This is a genomic window from Pseudomonas ulcerans, assembly GCF_036324125.1.
Classification (GTDB): domain Bacteria; phylum Pseudomonadota; class Gammaproteobacteria; order Pseudomonadales; family Pseudomonadaceae; genus Aquipseudomonas; species Aquipseudomonas ulcerans.
In genome coordinates this window covers 67,071-88,826 of record NZ_JAZDQN010000006.1, presented here as the reverse complement: position 1 = coordinate 88,826, position 21,756 = coordinate 67,071, and the positions used below count along the sequence as shown (strand labels likewise).

Annotated in this window: 19 protein-coding genes; 16 read left to right on the top strand and 3 right to left on the bottom strand. The window is 65.3% G+C overall.

All coding sequences use genetic code 11. From position 1 onward, the window contains the following. Positions 1-19: 19 nt before the first annotated feature. The 4 genes from V0R59_RS07725 (at position 20) to rarD (ending at position 4,826) form a co-directional block, all read left to right on the top strand. Positions 20-784 (top strand): TOBE domain-containing protein, encoded by a 765-nt coding sequence (locus V0R59_RS07725; protein ID WP_330074325.1) that lies wholly within the window; start codon positions 20-22, stop codon positions 782-784. A 64-nt stretch (positions 785-848) separates the two neighbouring features. Further along, positions 849-2,750, top strand: a complete 1,902-nt coding sequence (locus V0R59_RS07720) for a PhoX family protein (protein ID WP_330074324.1) — start codon at positions 849-851, stop codon at positions 2,748-2,750. Between the two features lie 153 nt (positions 2,751-2,903). After that, complete coding sequence (locus tag V0R59_RS07715; protein ID WP_330074323.1) at positions 2,904-3,878, top strand: serine/threonine protein kinase; 975 nt, start codon at positions 2,904-2,906, stop codon at positions 3,876-3,878. Positions 3,879-3,938: 60 nt separating this feature from the next. Beyond that, positions 3,939-4,826 carry an EamA family transporter RarD gene (gene rarD, locus V0R59_RS07710; protein WP_330074322.1) on the top strand — a complete coding sequence of 296 codons (888 nt, stop codon included), beginning with the start codon at positions 3,939-3,941 and terminating at the stop codon, positions 4,824-4,826. Positions 4,827-5,052: 226 nt separating this feature from the next. Here rarD and V0R59_RS07705 read toward each other — a convergent pair whose 3' ends face one another. Further along, positions 5,053-5,571, bottom strand: coding sequence for a glycine cleavage system protein R (locus V0R59_RS07705; protein WP_330074321.1), 519 nt, complete (start codon positions 5,569-5,571; stop codon positions 5,053-5,055). 440 nt (positions 5,572-6,011) lie between these two features. Between V0R59_RS07705 and V0R59_RS07700 the strand changes: the two genes are divergently transcribed. Further along, positions 6,012-8,189 (top strand): malate synthase G, encoded by a 2,178-nt coding sequence (locus tag V0R59_RS07700; RefSeq protein ID WP_330074320.1) that lies wholly within the window; start codon positions 6,012-6,014, stop codon positions 8,187-8,189. 150 nt (positions 8,190-8,339) lie between these two features. Here V0R59_RS07700 and V0R59_RS07695 read toward each other — a convergent pair whose 3' ends face one another. Continuing rightward, positions 8,340-8,783, bottom strand: a complete 444-nt coding sequence (locus V0R59_RS07695) for a response regulator (protein WP_330074319.1) — start codon at positions 8,781-8,783, stop codon at positions 8,340-8,342. A 336-nt stretch (positions 8,784-9,119) separates the two neighbouring features. On the opposite strand from V0R59_RS07695, the gene V0R59_RS07690 reads away from it, so the two are divergent. The 8 genes from V0R59_RS07690 to V0R59_RS07655 all read left to right on the top strand — a co-directional run bounded on the left by V0R59_RS07690 (position 9,120) and on the right by V0R59_RS07655 (position 17,927). Then, complete coding sequence (locus tag V0R59_RS07690) at positions 9,120-11,057, top strand: putative nucleotidyltransferase substrate binding domain-containing protein (protein WP_330074318.1); 1,938 nt, start codon at positions 9,120-9,122, stop codon at positions 11,055-11,057. Further along, complete coding sequence (locus tag V0R59_RS07685; protein ID WP_330074317.1) at positions 11,054-11,764, top strand: 3'-5' exonuclease; 711 nt, start codon at positions 11,054-11,056, stop codon at positions 11,762-11,764. Before V0R59_RS07690 ends, V0R59_RS07685 begins: the two co-directional genes overlap by 4 nt. A 120-nt stretch (positions 11,765-11,884) precedes the next feature. Beyond that, on the top strand, positions 11,885-12,403 hold the full coding sequence (locus V0R59_RS07680; protein ID WP_330074316.1) for an RNA polymerase sigma factor: 519 nt from the start codon (positions 11,885-11,887) through the stop codon (positions 12,401-12,403). Continuing rightward, positions 12,400-13,377, top strand: coding sequence for a FecR family protein (locus V0R59_RS07675; protein WP_330074315.1), 978 nt, complete (start codon positions 12,400-12,402; stop codon positions 13,375-13,377). The genes V0R59_RS07680 and V0R59_RS07675 overlap by 4 nt, the downstream gene beginning before the upstream one ends. A gap of 196 nt (positions 13,378-13,573) precedes the next feature. Further along, positions 13,574-16,000 (top strand): TonB-dependent siderophore receptor, encoded by a 2,427-nt coding sequence (locus V0R59_RS07670; RefSeq protein WP_330074314.1) that lies wholly within the window; start codon positions 13,574-13,576, stop codon positions 15,998-16,000. 6 nt (positions 16,001-16,006) lie between these two features. Then, entirely contained in the window at positions 16,007-17,113 is a 1,107-nt protein-coding gene (locus V0R59_RS07665; RefSeq protein ID WP_330074313.1) for a PepSY-associated TM helix domain-containing protein, read from the top strand. Next, complete coding sequence (locus V0R59_RS07660) at positions 17,110-17,265, top strand: hypothetical protein (RefSeq protein WP_330074312.1); 156 nt, start codon at positions 17,110-17,112, stop codon at positions 17,263-17,265. Before V0R59_RS07665 ends, V0R59_RS07660 begins: the two co-directional genes overlap by 4 nt. A 74-nt stretch (positions 17,266-17,339) precedes the next feature. Then, complete coding sequence (locus V0R59_RS07655; protein ID WP_330074311.1) at positions 17,340-17,927, top strand: DUF2780 domain-containing protein; 588 nt, start codon at positions 17,340-17,342, stop codon at positions 17,925-17,927. On the opposite strand, the gene V0R59_RS07650 is transcribed toward V0R59_RS07655, so the two are convergent. Further along, complete coding sequence (locus tag V0R59_RS07650) at positions 17,919-18,806, bottom strand: acyltransferase (RefSeq protein ID WP_330074310.1); 888 nt, start codon at positions 18,804-18,806, stop codon at positions 17,919-17,921. The genes V0R59_RS07655 and V0R59_RS07650 overlap by 9 nt on opposite strands. A gap of 179 nt (positions 18,807-18,985) precedes the next feature. Between V0R59_RS07650 and rloA2 the strand changes: the two genes are divergently transcribed. The 3 genes from rloA2 (at position 18,986) to creC (ending at position 21,670) form a co-directional block, all read left to right on the top strand. Continuing rightward, entirely contained in the window at positions 18,986-19,483 is a 498-nt protein-coding gene (gene rloA2 / locus V0R59_RS07645) for a retropepsin-like aspartic peptidase RloA2 (RefSeq protein ID WP_330074309.1), read from the top strand. A 70-nt stretch (positions 19,484-19,553) separates the two neighbouring features. After that, on the top strand, positions 19,554-20,237 hold the full coding sequence (gene creB, locus V0R59_RS07640; RefSeq protein WP_330074308.1) for a two-component system response regulator CreB: 684 nt from the start codon (positions 19,554-19,556) through the stop codon (positions 20,235-20,237). Continuing rightward, positions 20,237-21,670, top strand: a complete 1,434-nt coding sequence (gene creC, locus V0R59_RS07635) for a two-component system sensor histidine kinase CreC (RefSeq protein ID WP_330074307.1) — start codon at positions 20,237-20,239, stop codon at positions 21,668-21,670. Before creB ends, creC begins: the two co-directional genes overlap by 1 nt. Positions 21,671-21,756 lie beyond the last annotated feature (86 nt).

The window sequence follows — 21,756 nt, the reverse complement described above, 5'->3', positions numbered from 1 at the left end:
TCAGCTTTCGTACCGACCCATGCCCTTGCCCGCACCCCTGACCCAGCACATCGTCCGCCGTCCGCAACGCATCGCCCTGTTGCAGCACATTGATGAGCAAGGCTCCATCACCCGTGCCGCGAAAGCCGCCGGCATGAGCTACAAGGCCGCGTGGGACGCCATCGACGAACTCAACAACCTGGCCGCCCGCCCGCTGGTGGAACGCAGCACCGGTGGTCGCGGCGGCGGCGGCGCCCGTCTGTCGGATGAAGGGCGGCGGGTGCTGCGCCTGTATCAACGCCTGCAGATCCTCCAGGCGCAGATCCTCGAAGAAGCCGAGGACAGCAGCGACCTCGACCTGCTCGGCCGCCTGATGCTGCGCACCAGCGCACGCAACCAGCTGCACGGGCGGGTCAGCGCGATCCACCCGCAGGGGCGCAACGACACCATCGAGCTGACCCTGGCCGGCGGCCTGCGCATCGAGGCGCAGATCACCCACGACAGCACCCACCGCCTGGAGCTGGAACAGGGCACCGCGGTGGTCGCGCTGATCAAGGCCGGCTGGCTGGAGCTGGCAACCGCCGGCTCACCGGTGCCGCCGGGCACCAACAGCCTGGACGCGGAAATCGAGGAGTTGCAGGACGATCCCCAGGGCCCCAGCGAACTGCGCCTGACCCTGCGCAGCGGGCAGATTCTCTGCGCCTTCGCCGAACAGCGGTGGCTGAAGGAACACGGGCTGGGTGTAGGAAATGTGGTACAGGTCCGCTTCCTGCCAACCTACGTGCTTCTCGGAACGCCTGTCTGAATTTCGCCACAAAACCGTCATAACGGCTGATTAAGGTGACTGCCAAAACCGCAGGAAGCCTGTCATGAACCTATTAGAAGAAAACCAGCCGACCGATCTCGAACAGATGGTCGGCCTCAGCCGTCGCCGCTTCATCGGTGCCGGTGCCTTGTGTGGTGCGGCGCTGTTTCTCGGTGGCAACCTGCTGAGCCGCAGCGTCCTGGCCGACAGCGTGAGCGCGGCCAATGGTGGCCTGCTCGGCTTCACCGGCATTCCCTCGTCCACCGCCGACGGCATCAGCCTGCCGCCGGGCTACAAAGCCTCGGTGCTGATCAGCTGGGGCCAGCCGCTGCACACCGACTCGCCGGCCTTCGACCCGTCCGGCAAGGGCACGGCCAAGGCCCAGGAAATGCAGTTCGGCGACAACAACGACGGCATGAGCCTGTTCCCTTTCCCCGGCGATGAAAACCGGGCGCTGATCGCGATCAACAACGAATACACCAACTACCGCTACCTATTCGATCACGGCGGTGCGCCGGCCAATGCCGAAGACGTGCACAAGGCCCAGGCCGCCGAAGGCGTGTCGGTGATCGAGGTGCAGCGCAAGAACGGCCAGTGGCAGTTCGTCCAGGGCTCGAAGTACAACCGCCGCATCCACGGCAACACGCCGATCCGCCTCAGCGGCCCGGCCGCCGGCGATGCCTGGCTGCGCACCGCCGCCGACAACAGCGGCAGCAAGGTCCTCGGCACCTTCCAGAACTGCGCCAACGGCAAGACCCCGTGGGGCACCTACCTGACCTGCGAAGAGAACTTCACCGACTGCTTCGGCAGCAGCGATGCGCAGCAGGCCTTCGATGCCGGACAGAAGCGCTACGGCGCGTCGGTGGCGGGCAAGGAGGTCAACTGGCACCAGCACGATCCGCGCTTCGACCTGGCGAAAAACCCCAACGAACTGAACCGCCATGGCTGGGTGGTGGAGATCGACCCGTTCGATCCGAAGTCCACGCCGATCAAGCGCACCGCCCTCGGCCGCTTCAAGCACGAGAACGCCGCCCTCGGCGAAACCCGTGACGGGCGCGCCGTGGTGTACATGGGCGACGACGAGCGTGGCGAGTTCATCTACAAGTTCATCAGCCGCGATCGCATCGACCACAAGAACCCCACGGCCAACCGCAACCTGCTGGACCACGGCACCCTGTATGTGGCCCGCTTCGACGCTGGCGACGGCAACCCCGGGCATCCGAAGGGCAAGGGCCAGTGGCTGGAACTGAGCCACGGCAAGAATGGCCTGAATGCCGCCGCCGGCTTCGCCAACCAGGCCCAGGTACTGATCCACGCGCGCCTGGCCGCGAGCCTTCTCCAGGCCACGCGCATGGACCGGCCGGAGTGGATCGTGGTCAGCCCCAAGGATGGCCAGGTCTATTGCACCCTGACCAACAACGCCAAGCGTGGCGAGGAAGGCCAGCCGGTGGGCGGTCCGAACCCGCGGGAGAAGAACGTCTACGGGCAGATCCTGCGCTGGCGCGAATCCGGCGACGACGCCGCCTCGATGGCATTCGACTGGGACCTGTTCGTGGTCGCCGGCAACCCGCAGGTACACCCCGGCGCGCCGAAGGGCGGATCGGACAACGTCACTCCACAGAACATGTTCAACAGCCCCGATGGCCTCGGCTTCGACCCGGACGGGCGGCTGTGGATCCTCACCGACGGCGACTACAGCAACGCCGGGGATTTTGCCGGCATGGGCAACAACCAGATGCTCTGCGCCGACCCGGCGACCGGCGAGATCCGTCGCTTCATGGTCGGACCGGTGGCCTGCGAGGTGACCGGCATCGCCTTCGCGCCGGACCAGAAGACGCTGTTCGTCGGCATCCAGCATCCGGGTGAAACCGGTGGCTCGACCTTCCCCGAGCACTTGCCCAATGGCAAGCCGCGGTCTTCGGTGATGGCGATCACCCGGGAGGATGGCGGCATCATTGGCGCCTGATAGCGCTTGACCTATAGACAGGGGGCTGGCTTGCCAGCTCCCACAAGGTTCTCCGAAAGCCTTGAGAATTGGACCTCTCCTGGGATCCGCCCCTGAGTTACCATGCCGGAATCGATGCGGCCCTTTTTCCCTGCCGCACTGCCGGAGTCGCGCATGCCCCACCCCTTCGACACCCTCACCCCCGACCTGGTCCTGGATGCCATCGAAAGCCAGGACCTGCTCAGCGATGCCCGGGTCCTGGCGCTGAACAGCTACGAAAACCGTGTCTACCAGGTCGGCATCGAAGACGCCGAGCCGGTGATCGCCAAGTTCTACCGCCCCGGTCGCTGGAGCGATGCGGCGATCCTCGAAGAACACGCCTTCACCGCCGAGCTCGCCGAATGCGAAGTCCCCGTGGTGGCCCCGCTGCTGCTCAACGGCAAGACCCTGTTCGAACATGCCGGCTTCCGCTTCGCCCTGTTCCCCCGTCGCGGTGGCCGCGCCCCTGAGCCGGGCAACCTGGACCAGCTCTACCGCCTCGGCCAGCTCCTCGGCCGCCTGCACGCGGTCGGTGCCAGCCGTCCCTTCGAACACCGTGAACACCTGGCTGTGGACAACTTCGGCCACGCCTCCCTGGCCACCCTGCTCGACGGTGACTTCATCCCGCACAGCCTGCGACCCGCCTTCGAATCCACCGCCCGCGACCTGCTCAAGCGCATCGAGGCGATCTACGCGCGCACCCCGCACAAGGTCATCCGCCTGCACGGCGATTGCCATCCCGGCAACATGATGTGCCGCGACGAGGTCTTCCATCTCGTCGACCTCGACGATTGCCGCATGGGCCCGGCGGTGCAGGACCTGTGGATGATGCTCGCCGGCAGCCGCGAGGAACGCCTCGGCCAACTGGCGGAGCTGATGGATGGCTACAACGAATTCCACGACTTCGACCCGCGCCAGCTGGCCCTGATCGAACCGCTGCGCGGCCTGCGCCTGCTGCACTACAGCGCCTGGCTGGCACGGCGCTGGGACGACCCGGCATTCCCCCGCAGCTTCCCCTGGTTCGGCCAGGAGCGCTATTGGGGCGACCAGATCCTCGCGTTGCGCGAACAGCTCGCCGCGCTGGACGAAGAACCCCTCAAATTGTTCTAGAAGCGGCAACCCGCCTGTCTACAATAGCCGCGCATTTAGCTAGCTAAGCAAGGAATAACAATGACTGCCGCCAACCCGCGTCGCGGGTACATCCTCGGCCTCACCGCCTACATCATCTGGGGTCTTTTCCCGCTCTACTTCAAGGCGCTGCAAAGCGTGCCCTCGCTGGAAATCATCGTGCACCGGGCGCTCTGGTCCGCGCTGTTCGGCTCGCTGTTGCTGCTGGTCTGGAAGCACCCGGGCTGGTGGCGCGAGCTGCGGCAAAACCCGCGCCGCCTGGCGGTCCTCGCCCTGAGCGGGGTGCTGATCGCAGCCAACTGGCTGACCTACGTCTGGTCAGTGAACAACGGCCGCATGCTCGAAGCCAGCCTCGGCTACTACATCAACCCACTGGTCAATGTGCTGTTGGGGATGCTCCTGCTCGGCGAGCGCTTGCGCCGCCTGCAATGGATCGCGGTCGGTCTCGCGGTGGTGGGAGTGGCACAGCAGGTATGGCAGGTCGGCAGCCTGCCCTGGGTGTCGCTGGTACTCGCGCTGACCTTCGGTTTCTACGGCCTGATCCGCAAGCAGGCACCGGTGGCAGCCTTGCCGGGCCTGGTGGTGGAAACCTGGATGCTGGTACCGCTGGCCCTGGGCTGGCTGCTTTTGCACCCTGAAGCCCACAGCATGCAGCCCGACTTTTTCCAAAGCAGCGAAATGCTCTGGCTGATGGCCGCAGGCCCGGTGACCCTGGTTCCGCTGGTGTGCTTCAACGCTGCCGCGCGCCACCTGCCCTACACCACCCTGGGCTTCCTGCAGTACCTGGCACCGACCCTGGTGCTGCTGCAGGCGGTGCTGCTGTTCGGCGAGCACCTGTCGAGCAGCACGCTGGTCGCCTTCATGTTCATCTGGGCCGGCCTGGCCCTGTACAGCGTCGACGCCTGGCTGAGCCTGCGCAAACGCGCCTGATCAATAATTGATCAAACATCTGCAGGCCACGTCGTTCGTGGCCTGTAGCGACCTCTCCCAAGGTTATCCACACCCTCATCCCCGCGCTTTGTGCACAAGCTCCTGATTTCTGGCGATTTTTTGCTCAATCGCCGGAAAGCCGCGGCGTGCCTGGCCTGGCACGGGAGTTCCCCAGCTTATCCACAGACCGATCCCCGTTAAAACGGGATAAGTGAATTGGGGATAACTATTCCTCAGGCCGCAGTTCCAGCTCCACCATCAGGTCGTCGGCAAGGTCTTCGAGGCGTGCCTGCAGGGTGTCCAGCGACAGGGTCAGCGGCACCGCCAGCAAGGCATCGGCATGGAACAGCGGCTCGCTGCTCATCGGCGCCGGACGCACATCGGTGCTCAGGCGCTCGACGTTGACCCCCTGTTCCGCCAGCAGACGGGTAATATCGCGAACGATCCCGGGGCGATCGTTGCCCACCAGGCTCATGGCGATCGGCTTCCAGGTGCACGACGGCTCGATGCCGCTTTCCGCGATCAGCACGCGGATGCCGCTCTCGCCCAGCGCCTGCAGGGCATCGACCAGTTCGTCATGGGACTCGGCCGGCACCGCGACCCGCAGGATCCCGGCGAACTGCCCGGCCATCCGCGACATGCGGCTCTCCAGCCAGTTGCCATTGTGATTGGCGATGGTCTGGGCGATACGCTCGACCTGGCCGGCCTTGTCGGCGGCGATGACGGTGAGGACAAGATGGTTCACGCGGACGACCCTCTGCTGGAAAACCCGTGGAAACGCCCGTGGCAGCTGGGGCGTCGGGAAAGTATAGGCAAGGCGCGGCAACCTGCCGCAGGCGCGGCGAAAATCAAATCGTGTACTGTTTTAAGATTTATCTGGAACAATCCACCAGTTTTTTGCGAACATATGCCCTCCCAGCGTGACCCCATGCGACCAAACGGTCGCAGAACGACGTATTTAGTCTGATTTTCACATGCGCAGCGCATCATGTAGTATGCCGCGGCGTGGACTACAAAACGTCCCGATCCGATGTCTGCCAAGCGCCTGTGAAAATGCGCACCGCTCGCCGGCCCGTCTGGCGGGCCGCATCCAGCCGTCCGTCAGGACACGCACTGGTGCCGTGTTTAGAGAAGCGCGTAAGGCGTAAATAGAAAGCGAAATAGCTGAGCAGAGTGAGGCAAGCAATGACTGAACACGTTCAAGTCGGTGGCCTTCAGGTCGCCAAAGTCCTGTTCGACTTCGTGAACAACGAAGCCATTCCCGGAACCGGCGTCAGCGTCGAACAGTTCTGGGCAGGCGCGGAAAAGATCATCAACGACCTCGCTCCAAAGAACAAAGCCCTGCTGAGCAAACGCGACACCCTGCAAGCGCAGATCGATGCCTGGCACCAGGCGCGCAAGGGCCAGGCGCACGATGCCGTGGCCTACAAGGCCTTCCTCCAGGAAATTGGTTATCTGCTGCCAGAAGCGACGGATTTCCAGCTATCCACCCAGAACGTCGATGACGAGATCGCCCGCGTGGCCGGCCCGCAGCTGGTGGTCCCGGTGATGAACGCGCGCTTCGCGCTGAACGCCTCGAACGCCCGCTGGGGCTCGCTGTACGACGCGCTGTACGGCACCGACGCCATCAGCGAAGCCGACGGCGCCGAGAAGGGCAAGGGCTACAACAAGGTCCGCGGCGACAAGGTCATCGCCTTCGCCCGCGCCTTCCTCGACGAGTCCGCGCCACTGGCCGCCGGCTCCCATGTCGACGCCACCCGCTACAGCATCGACGGCGGCAAGCTGGTCGTGGCCCTCAAGGGCGGCAGCAACAGCGGCCTGCGTGACGACGCGCAACTGATCGGCTTCCAGGGCCAGGCCTCCGAACCGACCGGCATCCTGCTCAAGCACAACGGCCTGCACTTCGAAATCCAGATCGACCCGACCACCCCGGTCGGCCAGACCGACGCCGCCGGCGTGAAGGACATCCTGGTCGAAGCCGCGCTGACCACCATCATGGACTGCGAAGACTCCGTCGCTGCCGTGGACGCCGACGACAAGGTCGTGGTCTACCGCAACTGGCTGGGCCTGATGAAGGGCGACCTGTCGGAAAGCGTGAGCAAGAACGGCCAGACCTTCACCCGCACCATGAACCCGGACCGCGAGTACACCGCGCCGAACGGTGGCACCGTCACCCTGCACGGTCGCTCCCTGCTGTTCGTGCGCAACGTCGGTCACCTGATGACCATCGACGCGATCCTCGACAAGGACGGCAACGAAGTGCCGGAAGGCATCCTCGACGGCCTGGTCACCAACCTCGCGGCGATGCACAACCTCAACGGCAACACCACCCGCAAGAACACCCGTACCGGCTCGGTGTACATCGTCAAGCCGAAGATGCACGGCCCGGAAGAAGCCGCGTTCACCAACGAGCTGTTCGGCCGCATCGAAGACATGCTGGGCCTGCCGCACAACACCCTGAAAGTCGGGATCATGGACGAGGAACGCCGTACCACGGTCAACCTCAAGGCCTGCATCAAGGCGGCCAGCGAGCGCGTGGTGTTCATCAACACCGGCTTCCTCGACCGTACCGGTGACGAGATCCACACCTCCATGGAAGCCGGCGCCATGGTGCGCAAGGGCACCATGAAGACCCAGAAATGGATCGGCGCCTACGAGAACTCCAACGTCGACATCGGCCTGGCCTGTGGCCTGCAGGGTCGCGCGCAGATCGGCAAGGGCATGTGGGCCATGCCGGACCTGATGGCGGCGATGCTGGAGCAGAAGATCGCCCACCCGCAGGCCGGTGCCAACACCGCCTGGGTGCCGTCGCCGACTGCCGCCGCGCTGCACGTGCTGCACTACCACAAGGTCAACGTCCAGGAGCGCCAGGCCGAGCTGGCCAAGCGCGCGCCGGCTTCGGTCGACGACATCCTGACCATCCCGCTGGCGCCGGACACCAACTGGTCCGCCGACGAGATCCGCAACGAGCTGGATAACAACGCCCAGGGCATCCTTGGCTACGTGGTGCGCTGGATCGACCAGGGCGTGGGTTGCTCGAAGGTGCCGGACATCAACGATGTCGGCCTGATGGAAGACCGCGCCACCCTGCGTATCTCCGCCCAGCTGCTGGCCAACTGGCTGCGTCATGGCGTGGTGAGCGAGGCCCAGGTGCTGGAAAGCCTGAAGCGCATGGCGCCGGTGGTGGACAAGCAGAACGCCAACGACCCGCTGTACCGCCCGCTGGCTCCAGACTTCGACAACAACATCGCCTTCCAGGCGGCGGTCGAGCTGGTGGTCGAGGGTGCCAAGCAACCGAACGGCTACACCGAGCCGGTGCTGCACCGTCGTCGTCGCGAGTACAAGGCGCGTAACGGCCTGTAAGTGATGGGCCGGCCAGGCAATGATCATTGCCTGGTTCGGCGAGTATCTGTGGGAGCGGGTTCACCCGCGATTGCATCAGTGACTTCAACACCGTAATCGCGGGTAAACCCGCTCCCACAGGATTCGCGCAAGGCTTTCGATAGCCTGTTGTCAGCTGATTCCCAACTCCCGCCGCACCAGCTCCATCAATTTCCCCACCTCGATCGGTTTGAGCAGGAAGTCCACCACGCTCAGATGCATGGCCGTGATCGCATCCTGCACCTCGGCATCCCCGGAAATAATAATGATCGGCAGTTCCGCACGCTCCGAGCCGCGTACCTTGCCAATCAATTCCAGGCCATCGAACGGCTCCATCCGCAGATCCGTGATCAACAGACCAATGCGCCGGTCCCGCAGGATCGCCTGCAACGCCTCGCGCGCGTCGGTCAGGGCCACGCTTTCGATGCCCTCGGCCTGGAGGTACTGGGCCAGCAGCTCGCTGGCGTCCTCGTCGTCATCGACGATCAGCACTTTCTGAGGCAGGACGGCAGGCGCAGTCACCTGCGCAAGAGCCTCGCGCTCGGCATCACTCAATAAGTCGTCGTGGTCAGGCATCGGTATCTCATCGTTCCGGAGCCCGCAAAAGGCTCGCTCAATCAAGTTCAGACCGCAATCCAGGGCCTTGCAACCTGCATTTCGTCGGCGCCCTTGGCTTTGTACGAAAAGTCGCCGAGCGGCGATCAGGCAAGGCGAAAACAGGCGAGGAAGCGGAGTTTGCTGGTTGCAAATGAGCATTCCGAGCCTGTTTTCAACGCAGCCTGATCGTCGCGCAGGCACTTTTCGTACAAAGCCTAGACTTACGTCCAATGGGCACTCAGTTTTCGGCAGCCGACCATGGTGGCAATAACAACAATCGGTTTCGCCCAACGAGACCCCGAGACGGTGCCGCTGATGAGCAAAATGGACGCGTTCGACCAGGCCGGTAAAACCGCGGTAATGCAGAACATCCAGGGGACCATGCAGTTCCTGCAACGCTTCCCGCCGTTCAACCAGATGGAGAACGCCCACCTGGCGTACCTGGTGGAACAGTGCCAACTGCGCTTTTATGCCGCCGGGGACAGCATCATCAAACCCGCCGACGGTCCCGTCGAGCATTTCTTCATCGTCAAGCAAGGCCGTGTGGTCGGCGAGCGCACCCATGTGGCCAAGGGCGGTACCGAAACCACCTTCGAGATCACCCGTGGCGAGTGCTTCCCGCTGGCCGCCCTGCTCGGCGAGCGGGCCACCCGCACCGAGCACCGCGCGGGCGAGGACACCTTCTGCCTGCAGTTGAACAAGGCCGCGTTCATCCGCCTGTTCGCCCTGTCCGAGGTGTTCCGCGACTTCGCCCTGCGCGGGGTGAGCAGCCTGCTCGACCAGGTCAACCAGCAAGTCCAGCGCCGCGCCGTGGAAACCCTGGGCAACCAGTATTCGCTGAACACCCGCCTCGGTGAGCTGGCCATGCGTCATCCGGTGGTGTGCACGCCGGCCACCAGCCTGCGCGAGGCGGTGCGGCTGATGGACGAAAGCCAGGTCGGCAGCATCGTCATCATCGACGAGCAGCGCTTCCCGGTGGGCATCTTCACCCTGCGCGACCTGCGCCAGGTGGTGGCCCGTGCCGAAACCGACTTCGACTCGGCGGTGTCCGGGCACATGACCGCCTCGCCGTTCTACCTCACGCCCCAGGCCAGCGCCTTCGACGCCGCCATCGCCATGACCGAGCGGCATATCGCCCACGTCTGCCTGGTGGAAGACCGGCGCCTGTGCGGCGTGGTCTCCGAACGCGACCTGTTTTCCCTGCAACGCGTCGACCTGGTCCACCTGGCCCGCACCATCCGCAGCGCACCGCGCCTGGACAGCCTGGTGGCGCTGCGCGGCGAGATCGGCCAGCTGGTGGAGCGCATGCTCGCCCACGGTGCTTCGTCGACGCAGATCACCCACATCATCACCCTGCTCAACGACCACACCGTGTGCCGGGTGATCGAGCTGGCGATCGCGGAAAAAGGCGACCCCGGCGTGCCCTTCACCTGGCTGTGCTTCGGCAGCGAAGGCCGCCGCGAACAGACCCTGCACACCGACCAGGACAACGGCATCCTCTTCGAAGCCCGCGATGCGGTGGAAGCCGCCGAGATCCGCGGCCGCCTGCTGCCCCTGGCGCAGCACATCAACCAGAGCCTGGCGCAGTGCGGCTTCAGCCTGTGCAAGGGCAACATCATGGCCGGCAACCCGGAGCTGTGCCTGTCCCGCAGCGAGTGGGCGCGGCGCTTCTCGGCGTTCATCCGCGAGGCGACGCCGGAGAACCTGCTGGCCTCCAGCATCTACTTCGACCTGCGCGTGGTCTGGGGTGATGACCAGAGCTGCGAGCAACTGCGCCAGGGCATCCTCGACCAGGTCGCCGACAATCGTCTGTTCCAGCGCATGATGGCGGACAACGCCCTGCGCCAGAAACCACCGGTGGGGCGCTTCCGCGAGTTCGTCCTGACCCGCAGCGGCAACGACAAGGCCGCCACCCTCGACCTCAAGGTCCAGGGCCTGACGCCGTTCGTCGACGGTGCGCGGCTGCTGGCCCTGGCCAACGGCATCAGCGCCAACAACACCCTGGAACGCCTGCGCCAGCTGGTGGAAAAGCAGGTCATCGACCCGCTGGACGGCGGCGCCTTCGAGGAGGCCTACCATTTCATCCAGCAGACCCGCATGCAGCAGCATCAGATCCAGACCCGGCAGAACCTGCCCTACTCCAACCGCGTCGACCCGGACAACCTCAACGACCTCGACCGGCGCATCCTGCGTGAATCCCTGCGTCAGGCCCAGCGCCTGCAAAGCAGCCTGGCCCTGCGGTATCAACTATGAGTCTGTTTGCCTGGCTGCGTCCCAGCCAACCCGAGCTTGCCGAAGACCAGCGCCAGCGCCTGGAAGGGCTGGCCGCCGCGCCGACCTGGAACGACCTGCCGCTGCGCCAGCAGCGCTGGGTGGTGCTGGACCTGGAAACCAGCGGCCTCAACCTCAACCGCGACCAGGTGCTGTCCATCGGCGCCGTGGTGATCGAGGACGGCGCCATCGATTTCAGCCAGCAGTTCGAACGCACCCTGCACCGCCACGACCACAAGCTCGCCCCCAGTACGCTGATCCACGGCCTCGCCCCCAGCGCCATCGCCGCCGGCTGCGACCCGGCGCAAGCCCTGCTGGACCTGATGGACTTCATCGGCGACAGCCCGCTGCTGGCCTTCCACGCCGGCTTCGACCAGCGCATGCTCGCCCGCGCCCTCAAGGACAGCCTCGGCTACAAGCTGCAGCACCCGTTCATGGATGTGGCCGAGCTGGCGCCCCTGCTCAACCCCGACGTGGTCATGCGCGACGCCGGGCTCGATGACTGGGTCAACCATTTCGGCCTGCTGGTGGAAGAGCGGCACAACGCCAGTGCCGACGCCCAGGTTACTGCCGAGCTGGCGCTGATCCTGTTCAGCCAGGCCCGGCGCCAGCTGCTGGACAGCCCGAAACAGCTGGAACAGCGCCTGCTCGGCTGGCGCCGCAAGCGCCAACACAGCCACGGCTTGTAATACCTTTCCCGGAAAGCCCCACGAGTAATCCGATGAGCGTTAATTGCACAGTGCCACGTGCCCTGACACAATCGCGAATAATTCTCGTTAGTTAACACTTTCTTCTTTCCGGGGAACGCCTTGTCGTCGGTACCTAGCCCTCACAACGAGCTGGTTGGCGCGCTGTATCGCGATCATCGCGGCTGGCTGCTGACCTGGTTGCGCCGCAACCTCGCCAGCGCCGAACGCGCCGAAGACCTGAGCCAGGACACCTTCGTGCGCCTGCTCGGCCGCGACGAACTGCCAGCGCCGCGCCAGCCGCGAGCGTTCCTCCTGGCCGTGGCCAAGGGCCTGTTGTTCGACCACTTCCGCCGCACCGCACTGGAACAGGCCTACCTGGAAGAACTGCTGCTGGTGCCGGAGGCCGAACAGCCGTCGCCGGAAGCCCTGCATCTGATCCTCGAAGACCTCAAGGCCATCGACCGCCTGCTCGGCAAACTGTCGAGCAAGGCTCGCGCGGCGTTTCTGCACAACCGCCTGGACGGCATGACCCACGCCGAGATCGCCGAGCAGCTCGGCGTCTCCGTACCCCGGGTGCGCCAGTACCTGGCACAAGGCATGCGCCAGTGCTACATCGCCCTGTATGGCGAGCCGACATGAGCGCCCTGAATTCCAGCCCGGTATCCGCCCGGGTCCTCGATGCCGCGATCAACTGGCAGCTGTGCCTCGACTGCGGCAGCGGCAGTGCTCAGGAGCGCGCCGAATTCGAGCGCTGGCACGCCGCCAGTGAAGAACACGCCCGCGCCTGGTCGCAACTGGGCATGCTCGACCAACGCTTCGCCGCGGCCGCAGGCCCCGCGCGCAAGGCCTTGCAGCAATCTCGCGTAAGCCTGCGCCAGCGCGTGCGCAAGCTGGGTGGCGGGCTGGCCAGCCTGGCCCTGGTGGCCGGCCTGCTGGGCTGGATGAACGCGCACCAGAGCCTCGGCTACTGGCTTGCCGACCAGCGCACCGCCACCGGAGAGACCCGCAGTCTGCGCCTCGACGACGGCACGCTGATCAGCCTGAACACCCACTCCGCGGTAGATATCCGTTTCAGCGCCAAGGAACGCCTGATCGTCCTGCACGACGGCGAGATTTCCATCGAGACCGGGCACAAGGACAACGACAGCCGTCCGTTCGTCGTGGTGACCGATGACGGCCGCATGCGCGCCCTGGGTACGCGCTTCCTGGTGCGCCTGGAAGACCAGGGCACGCGCCTGAGCGTGCTGCAGTCGGCGGTTGCGGCCAAGCCGCAGGAGAGCGGCGACGAGCAGGTACTGCACGAAGGCCAGCAAGTGCTGATGAGCCATGACCGACTCGGCCGCATCGACAAGCTGGGCGTCGGTGCCGATGCCTGGACCCGCGGCATGCTGGTGGTGGACAACGTGCGCCTGGGCGACCTGGTGGAAGAACTGGGGCGTTATCGCAGCGGTTACCTGGGGGTGGCGCCGGAAGTCGCCGACCTGCGCATCACCGGCAGTTTCCCGCTGAACAACACCGACCTGGCGTTGCAGTCGCTGCTGCCGACCCTGCCGGTGCAGGTGCAGCAGCGCACGCCGTGGTGGGTGACCGTGGTGCCTCGCGCCGAGAAATAGTCGCTGATCTTTCGGACCCCATCGCGGGTAAACCCGCTCCTACAGGGGATCTTTGTAGGAGCGGGTTTACCCGCGATGGGGCCCTGAAGCCCACCACCGAAATCTAAATCAAAAATATTTTCACTAACCCCTATCACTTTTCGTTTCTCGCTCGGCATGGAGGCTAGTCAGTACAAAATTCCCGTCGAGGATCCGCATGACCCGCTCAATCGAAAGCTTCCTGCGTCCAAGCCTGCTGGCCATGGCCATCGCCATTGCCGCCCCCTTGGCCAGCACCCCATTGATCGCCGCCGAAGCGCGCAGCTACAACCTGCCTGCCGCGCCCCTGGCCAGCACCCTGAACCAGATCGCCAGCCAGGCCGGCATCGCCCTGGCCCTCGACCCGGCCCTGGCCAACGGTCGCACCTCGGCGCCGGTCAACGGCCAGTACGATGCGGTCGGCGCGCTGCAACAGGCGCTGCGTGGCACTGGCCTGCAACTGCAGCAGAGCAGTGCCGGGACCTACAGCCTGGTTGCCGCCCCGGACAGCAGCGTTGCCCTGCCGGAAACCAACGTCAACGCTACTGGCAGCTATGAAACCGCCTGGGGCGCGGTGGATGGTTATACCGCCACGCGCACCGCCGCCGGCAGCAAGACCGATACCGCCATCGCCGAATTGCCGCGCTCGGTGACCGTGGTCACTCGCCAGCAGATGGAAGACCGCCCGGTACTCAACCTCAACGACGCCCTGCGCTACGCCGCCGGCGTGCAGAGCAGCGGCTACGGCTCCGACTCGCGCAGCGACTGGCTGCTGGTGCGCGGCTTCGAGCCGACCCAATTCCTCGACGGCCTGCCCCTGCCACGCGGCAACTACGCCACGCCGAAGATCGAAACCTGGAACCTCGACCGCGTCGCCGTGCTCCGCGGCCCGGCGTCCTCGGTCTATGGCCAGACGCCACCCGGCGGCCTGGTGGACATGGTTACCCGCCGCCCTCAGGCCGAGAGCAGCCACGAAATCGAAGTCCAGGCCGGCAGCAACGAACACAAGCAGATCAACTTCGACAGCACCGGCAAGATCGACGACCAGGGCCAGTTCCTCTATCGCCTGAGCGGTACCGTGCGTGACAGCGGCTCGCCGATCGACCATGTTCCGGACAAGCGCTACAACCTGGCGCCAAGCGTTACCTGGAACATCAACGACGACACCAAGCTGACCTTCATCTCGCAATTCACTCGCGACGATACCGGCATCACCGGTCAGTTCCTGCCGCTGCAAGGCACCAAACTGGACAGCGCAGCGGGCAAGATTTCCCACCACAAGAACCTCGGTGATCCGGACTGGGAATCCTACGACCGCACCTACTACGCGCTGGGCTATGCCTTCGAGACTCGTCTCAACGACATGTGGCAGTTCCGCCAGAACCTGCGTTACACCCGCAACGAACTGGACTTCAAGGGCATTACCGCCGGCGGCATGATCTGGCCAGCAGGCCCTGACGAGGCGGTACTGCCCGACGGCACCGTCAACCGCACCGCCGGTATCGTCGAGGAAGACATCAGCCAGTTCGCCGTGGACAACAACTTCCAGGCCGACTTCCAGACCGGCGTGATCAGCCACACCCTGCTGCTAGGTCTCGACCACCAGCGCTCCAACTCCAATGCGCGCTGGCGCTGGGGCTCGGGCGGCGTGCCGTCGAGCAACATCCATAACCCGATCTACGGCCAGGACTTCTCCAATGTCCAGTACTTCGACATGTACGACTACACGCAGAAGATCCAGCAAACCGGCCTCTACGTGCAGGACCAGATGGCCCTGGACAACTGGCGCCTGACCCTCGGTGGTCGCGAAGACTGGGTACACAACGGCACCACCTTCCACAACATGGGCGATGCCACCACCACCCAGCGTGACAAGAAGTTCAGCGGCAACGCGGCGTTGAGCTACGTCTTCGACAACGGCATCACCCCGTACATCTCCTACGCCGAGTCCTTCCAGCCGGCCATCGGCACCCAGGTCTCCAGCACCAGTGCGTTCAAGCCTACCGAAGGCAAGCAGTACGAACTGGGCATCAAGTACCAGCCACCGGGCAGCAAGACCCTGCTGACCGCAGCCGTGTTCGACCTGACCCAGAAAAACCTCTCGGTGACCGAAGCCAACATCACTCGCCAGGTGGGCGAAGTGCGCAACCGCGGCCTGGAACTGGAAGCCACTTCCGACGTGACTGAAAGCCTGAAGCTGGTTGCCTCGTACACCTACAACGACAGCGAGATCATCAAGGGCAACGACGGCGAGAAAGGCAATCGCCTCAAGCAGGTCCCGCGCAACCAGGCCACCGCCTGGGCTGACTACACCTTCCGCAGCGGCCTGCTCGACGGTTTCGGCGTCGGTGCCGGCGTGCGCTACGTGGGCGACACCTATGGCAACACCACCAACACCGATTGGGGTCATGTCGGCTCCTACACCGTCTACGACGCCTCGGTTCACTACGACCTGGGCCGCGTCAACAGCAGCCTGAAGGGCGTGACCGTAGCCGTGGATGCGAAGAACCTGTTCAACAAGGACTACCTGTCCACCTGCGACGGCTACTACTGCTACTACGGTGACGAGCGCAACGTGGTGGCCAGCGTGAACTACAAGTTCTAAGCCAGGATGAAGAGCAAGACCATCCGCACCTGGTCCGGGATACACACCTGGACCAGCCTCATCTGCACCCTGTTCCTGCTGCTCCTGGCAGTGACAGGGTTGCCGCTGATCTTCCATCACGAGATCGACCACCTGCTGGGCGACGCGCCCGAGCTCAAGGTGATGCCCGCCGACACCCCGAGGCTGGACCTCCAGCAGTTGGTGCTGAAGGCCCAGGCCCACCGCCCGGGCGAGGTGATGCAGTACTTCGGCTGGGACGAGGACGACGCCAACGGCGTGGTCGCGATCATGGCCGCGACCGCCGGCACCGAGCCGAACTCATCGCACACCTTCATGCTCGACGGGCGTACCGGCGAGGCCGTGGAGATGCCTTCGGCCAACGGCGGTTTCATGATGATCATGCTGCGCCTGCACGTGGACATGTTCGCCGGCCTGCCGGGCAAGCTGCTGCTGGCCTTCATGGGCCTGCTGTTCGTGCTGGCGATCATCTCCGGGGTGGTGCTGTATGCGCCGTTCATGCGCCGGCTGGACTTCGCCACGGTGCGCCACGACAAGTCGCGGCGCCTGCGCTGGCTCGACCTGCACAACCTGATCGGCATCGTCACCCTGACCTGGGCGCTGGTGGTGGGAGTGACCGGGGTGATCAGCGCGCTGTCCGACCTGGTCATCGCCGCCTGGCGCAACGAAAGCCTGACCGCGATGGTCGCACCGTACCGCGATGCGCCGCCGCTGACCGAGCTGGCCCCGGTCAGCCGGGTGCTGGATATCGCCGCCGAAGCCGCGCCGGGCATGCAGCCGGACTTCATCGCCTTCCCCGGTACGCGGTTCTCCAGCGAGCACCACTATGCGGTGTTCATGAAGGGCAGCACGCACCTGACCTCCCACCTGCTCACGCCGGTGCTGATCGATGCGAGCAACCTGAAGGTCACCGCCGTGGGCGAGCGCCCCTGGTACATGGACGCCATGGGCCTGTCGGGGCCGCTGCATTTCGGCGACTACGGCGGACGGCCGATGCAGATTCTCTGGGCGGCGCTGGATGTGCTGACCATCGTTGTGCTCGGGAGCGGCCTGTACCTGTGGTGGGTGCGCCGTCGCACGGAGGCGAGCCGATGAACTGGAAGATCTTCGGCATGCCGCTGCTGATCGGCGTGCTTGGCGCGGCCGGGCTGTTCGCGGCCCTGCTCGGTGATGGCTGGTGGGACGCCCTGGCCTGGCTCGGGCTGGGGTTGCCGGCGTGGTATGGCTTCAGGGGTTTCATCAGGTAGCGGGAACATTGCTCCTGAAATCCACTCCAAGACCTCGTTTTCCCTGCCTTTCACGGCTGACGAGGTCCCTCCCCATGAAACGTTTCGCCCTGGTCACCCTGGTGGCCCTGGCCGCCAGTTCGGCCTTCGCCTTCAACCTCAACGATGCAGCCAGTGCCATTTCGGCCATTCAAGGCCAGCAGGACAAAGCCCCCATCCAGGCCCCGGAAGCCTCGGCCAACCTGCTCAACACCCTGGGCAAGGACCTGAACATCACCCCGGAACAGGCCATCGGCGGCACCGGCGCCCTGCTCGGCCTGGCGCGCAACCAACTGAGCAGCGGCGACTACGCGCAACTGAGCAAGGCCGTACCAGGCCTGGACATGCTCTCCGGCGAGAACGCCCTCGGCGGGCTGGCGGGATTGGGCGATTTGCTGGGCAAGAGCGGTGAGTCATCGGCCCTGAGCAATGCCCTGGGCGGCAATGTGAAGAACAGCGAGGACCTGAGCAGCGCCTTCAGCGCCCTGGGCATGCAGGACGGCATGATCGCCCGCTTCGCCCCGCTGATCCTCCAGTACCTCGGCCAGCAGGGCGTGGCCGCGTCGTTGCTGCAGAACCTTGCCGGCATCTGGGGCAACGGCGTCACCGCGCCTCTCGCCCCGACGCCGCACTCGTCAGTCTGATTCGCCGCGCAGACGCTCGATCCGCGCGTCTTTCTCCTGCCACAGCTGGTTGACCCAGGCCTGCACGGCCTGGCGTACCGCCGGGTCGGTCTCGTAGTCGCCAGCCCACAGCGCCGGGTCCAGCTCGCGCACTTCGATATCGACGATCACCCGTGGAATCGAGCCGCTGACCAGGTCCCAGAAACCCGGCGCCTTGTCGCCGGGGTAGACGATGGTCACGTCCAGCAGCGCGTCCAGCTGCTCGCCCAGCGCCGCCAGCACGAACGCCACGCCGCCCGCCTTGGGCTTGAGCAGGTGCTGGTAGGGCGAGCCCTGGGCCTGGCGCTTGGCCTGGGTGAAGCGGGTGCCTTCCAAATAGTTGACCACGGTCACCGGCTGGCGCTTGAACAGCTCGCAGGCGGCCTTGGTGATCGCCAGGTCCTGGCCTTTCAGGTGCGGGTTCTTGTCGAGGAAGGCCTTGCTGTAGCGCTTCATGAACGGATAATCCAGCGCCCACCAGGCCAGGCCCAGTAGCGGCACCCAGATGAGTTCCTTCTTCAGGAAGAACTTGAAGAACGGGATCTTGCGGTTGAGCACCTGGATCAGCGCCGGGATATCCACCCAGGTCTGGTGGTTGCTGACGCACAGGTAGGAGGTATCCAGCCGCAGGTTGGCGTTGCCGCGCACGTCCCAGACCGTGGGGATGCACAGGGCGAAGATCAGCTTGTCGATCTCGGCCCAGGTCTCGGCGATCCACATCACCGCCCAGGATGCGTAATCGCGGTAACGCCCGGGCAGGACCAGCTTGAGCAGGGCGAAGACCAGCAACGGCCCGATCAGGACCAGCGTGTTGAGCAACAGCAAAAGGGTGACGAAACTGCCGGTGAGCAGGCGACGCATAAGTCCACTCTTGTCGTGGGAAAACAGTCGGCCATTTTAAGCAGCCGGCTGCGGAACACCAAACGCCACTGGCATACGGTCACAGACAAATGTTTCACATTGTGTGCACTACCCTGTCTTGCCGAACCAACCGCGCGACGGCAGTCTAATCCCCTGTCTTGTCCAAGGAAGCCTTTCCCTTGAAACCACTGATCGCCCTGCTCGGCCTGCTGTCATTGCCCGTGATGGCCGCCGAACCCACTCTCTACGGTCGCTACGAATACATTGCCGTGTCCGACATCGGCGAAACCTTCAAGGCCAAGATGGACACCGGTGCCCTCACCGCTTCCCTCTCGGCAAAGGACATCGAGCAGTTCACCCGCAACGGCGAGGACTGGGTGCGCTTCCGCCTGGCCACCAAGGACGCCGACGGCAAGGTCTACGAGCACAAGCTGGCGCGCATCAGCAAGATCAAGAGCCGTGCCGACGAAGACGAGGAAGAGAACCTCGATCCCGCACACCGCCCGGTGGTCGAGCTTGAGCTGTGCCTGGGCGACGTCAAGCGCACCGTCGAGGTCAACCTCACCGACCGCAGCAACTTCAACTACCCGCTGCTGATCGGCGCCAAGGCCCTGCGCGAGTTCGGCGCCGCAGTGAACCCGGCCCGCCGCTTCACCGCCGGCAAGCCGGAGTGCTGACAGCGCAGCGGCAAGCCCGGGCGGATCGCTTACACTTGCAGCTTTCCACTTGTCGCTTGCCGCTGCCCTCATGCCCCATATCCTCATCGTTGAAGACGAAGCCGCCATCGCCGACACCCTGATCTTCGCCCTCCAGGGCGAAGGCCACAGTACCGAGTGGGTGACCCTCGGCCAGGCCGCGCTGGACCGCCAGCGCCAGCAGCCGGCGGACCTGGTGATCCTCGATATCGGCCTGCCCGATATCAGCGGCTTCGAGACCTGCCGCCAGTTGCGCCGCTTCAGCGAGGTGCCGGTGATGTTCCTCAGCGCCCGCGACGGCGAGATCGACCGCGTGGTAGGGCTGGAGATCGGCGCCGACGACTACGTGGTCAAGCCGTTCAGCCCGCGCGAGGTCGCCGCCCGGGTCCGCGCCATCCTCAAGCGCATGGCGCCGCAAGCCACTGCCAGCGTGAACGCCAGCACGCCGTTCAGCCTCGATACCCTGCGCATGCAGATCCACTACCGCGAACAGTTGCTCAACCTCACCCGCCACGAGTTCCGCCTGTTGCAATGCCTGCTGGAGCAGCCGGAACGGGTGTTCAGCCGCGAGCAGTTGCTGGATGCCGTAGGCGTGGCGGCCGATGCCGGCTACGAGCGCACCGTCGACAGCCATATCAAGAGCCTGCGCGCCAAGCTGCGCGGGATCGCCGCCGATGCCGAGCCGATCCAGACCCACCGCGGCCTGGGCTACAGCTACAACCCGGCGCTCAGCTGATGCGCCTGGGCATCCGCATCTTCCTGGTGTACTTCCTGTTCGTCGGGCTCACCGCCTGGTTCGTGCTCAATACCGTGCGCGAGCAGGTGCGCCCGGCGGTGCGCCAGTCCACCGAAGAAACCCTGGTGGACACCGCCAACCTGCTGGCCGAGATCCTCCGCGACCAGGTCAAGGCCGGCACCCTGGCCCAGAGCGACCTGCCCGAACTGCTCAAGGCCTACGGCCAGCGCCGGCCCAACGCGCAGATCTGGGGCCTGGCCAAGACCGAGGTGAACCACCGCATCTACGTCACCGACGCCAAGGGCATCGTCCTGCTCGACTCCAGCGGCGACGCGCTGGGCCAGGACTACTCGCGCTGGAACGACGTCTACCTGACCCTGCGCGGCCAGTACGGCGCGCGCTCGACCCGCAGCGAGCCGAACGATCCGGATTCCTCGGTGATGCACGTGGCCGCGCCGATCCGCGACGGCGACCAGGTGATCGGCGTGGTCACCGTGGCCAAGCCCAACCGCTCGCTGCAGCCCTACGTCGATCGCTCGGAACGGCGCCTGATCGACCTCGGTATCGGCCTGATCGTGCTGGGCCTGTTGGTGGGGGCGGCGCTGTCGTGGTGGCTGGCGCGCTCGCTGCGGCGCCTGACCCGCTACGCCCAGGCGGTCAGCGCCGGCGAGCGGGTGGCCCTGCCGCATTACCGCGGCGGCGAGCTGGCGGTGCTGGCGGCGGCAGTGGAACGCATGCGCAGCCGCCTGGAAGGCAAGGACTACGTCGAACGCTACGTGCACACCCTGACCCATGAACTGAAAAGCCCGCTGGCGGCGATCCGCGGCGCCAGCGAACTGCTCCAGGGTCCCATGAGCGACGAACAGCGCCAGCGCTTCGCCGGCAATATCGAAAGCGAAAGCGCGCGCATGCAGCAGTTGATCGAGCGCCTGCTGGGCCTGGCCCAGGTCGAGCAGCGCCAGGGCCTGGAAGAGCAGCAGCAGGTGGCGCTGGCGGCGATGATCGACGAGCTGCTGCTGGCCCGCAGCGTGCGCATCGAGAGCGCCGGGCTGCAGGTGCGCCAGCGCGTGCCGGCCCTGGCGCGGCTGCATTGCGAGCCGTTCCTGATGCGCCAGGCCATTGGCAACCTGCTGGAGAACGCCCTCGACTTCACCCCGCCCGGCGGCCTGCTGGCGTTCGAGCTGGAGCACGAGGCGCAGCGCGTGGCCCTGAGCCTGTACAACCAGGGCGAGGCGATTCCCGACTACGCCCTCGGCCGTCTCAGCGAGCGCTTCTACTCGCTGCCGCGGCCCGGCACCGGGCGCAAGAGCACCGGCCTGGGCCTGAACTTCGTCGAGGAAGTGGTGCAACTGCACGGCGGCTCGCTGGAGATCGCCAACGTCGAAGACGGCGTGCGCGTGCGCCTGTGGCTGCCTGCCAGTCGCTTGAGCTGAGTTTCTCCACACAATCTCCACATTGGCTCCCAAGCCACTCCACACAGCGCCAGCAGACTGGGCTCCTTCTCAAGCGGAGCCCTATG

Coding starts and splice junctions, on each gene's coding strand:
- V0R59_RS07720 (WP_330074324.1), top strand. CDS start 849: ATGAACCTATTAGAAGAAAACCAGCCGACCGATCTCGAACAGATGGTC.
- V0R59_RS07715 (WP_330074323.1), top strand. CDS start 2,904: ATGCCCCACCCCTTCGACACCCTCACCCCCGACCTGGTCCTGGATGCC.
- V0R59_RS07670 (WP_330074314.1), top strand. CDS start 13,574: ATGACCCGCTCAATCGAAAGCTTCCTGCGTCCAAGCCTGCTGGCCATG.
- V0R59_RS07685 (WP_330074317.1), top strand. CDS start 11,054: ATGAGTCTGTTTGCCTGGCTGCGTCCCAGCCAACCCGAGCTTGCCGAA.
- V0R59_RS07675 (WP_330074315.1), top strand. CDS start 12,400: ATGAGCGCCCTGAATTCCAGCCCGGTATCCGCCCGGGTCCTCGATGCC.
- V0R59_RS07690 (WP_330074318.1), top strand. CDS start 9,120: ATGAGCAAAATGGACGCGTTCGACCAGGCCGGTAAAACCGCGGTAATG.
- V0R59_RS07695 (WP_330074319.1), bottom strand. CDS start 8,783: ATGCCTGACCACGACGACTTATTGAGTGATGCCGAGCGCGAGGCTCTT.
- V0R59_RS07725 (WP_330074325.1), top strand. CDS start 20: ATGCCCTTGCCCGCACCCCTGACCCAGCACATCGTCCGCCGTCCGCAA.
- V0R59_RS07665 (WP_330074313.1), top strand. CDS start 16,007: ATGAAGAGCAAGACCATCCGCACCTGGTCCGGGATACACACCTGGACC.
- V0R59_RS07660 (WP_330074312.1), top strand. CDS start 17,110: ATGAACTGGAAGATCTTCGGCATGCCGCTGCTGATCGGCGTGCTTGGC.
- creC (WP_330074307.1), top strand. CDS start 20,237: ATGCGCCTGGGCATCCGCATCTTCCTGGTGTACTTCCTGTTCGTCGGG.
- V0R59_RS07655 (WP_330074311.1), top strand. CDS start 17,340: ATGAAACGTTTCGCCCTGGTCACCCTGGTGGCCCTGGCCGCCAGTTCG.
- creB (WP_330074308.1), top strand. CDS start 19,554: ATGCCCCATATCCTCATCGTTGAAGACGAAGCCGCCATCGCCGACACC.
- V0R59_RS07650 (WP_330074310.1), bottom strand. CDS start 18,806: ATGCGTCGCCTGCTCACCGGCAGTTTCGTCACCCTTTTGCTGTTGCTC.
- V0R59_RS07700 (WP_330074320.1), top strand. CDS start 6,012: ATGACTGAACACGTTCAAGTCGGTGGCCTTCAGGTCGCCAAAGTCCTG.
- rarD (WP_330074322.1), top strand. CDS start 3,939: ATGACTGCCGCCAACCCGCGTCGCGGGTACATCCTCGGCCTCACCGCC.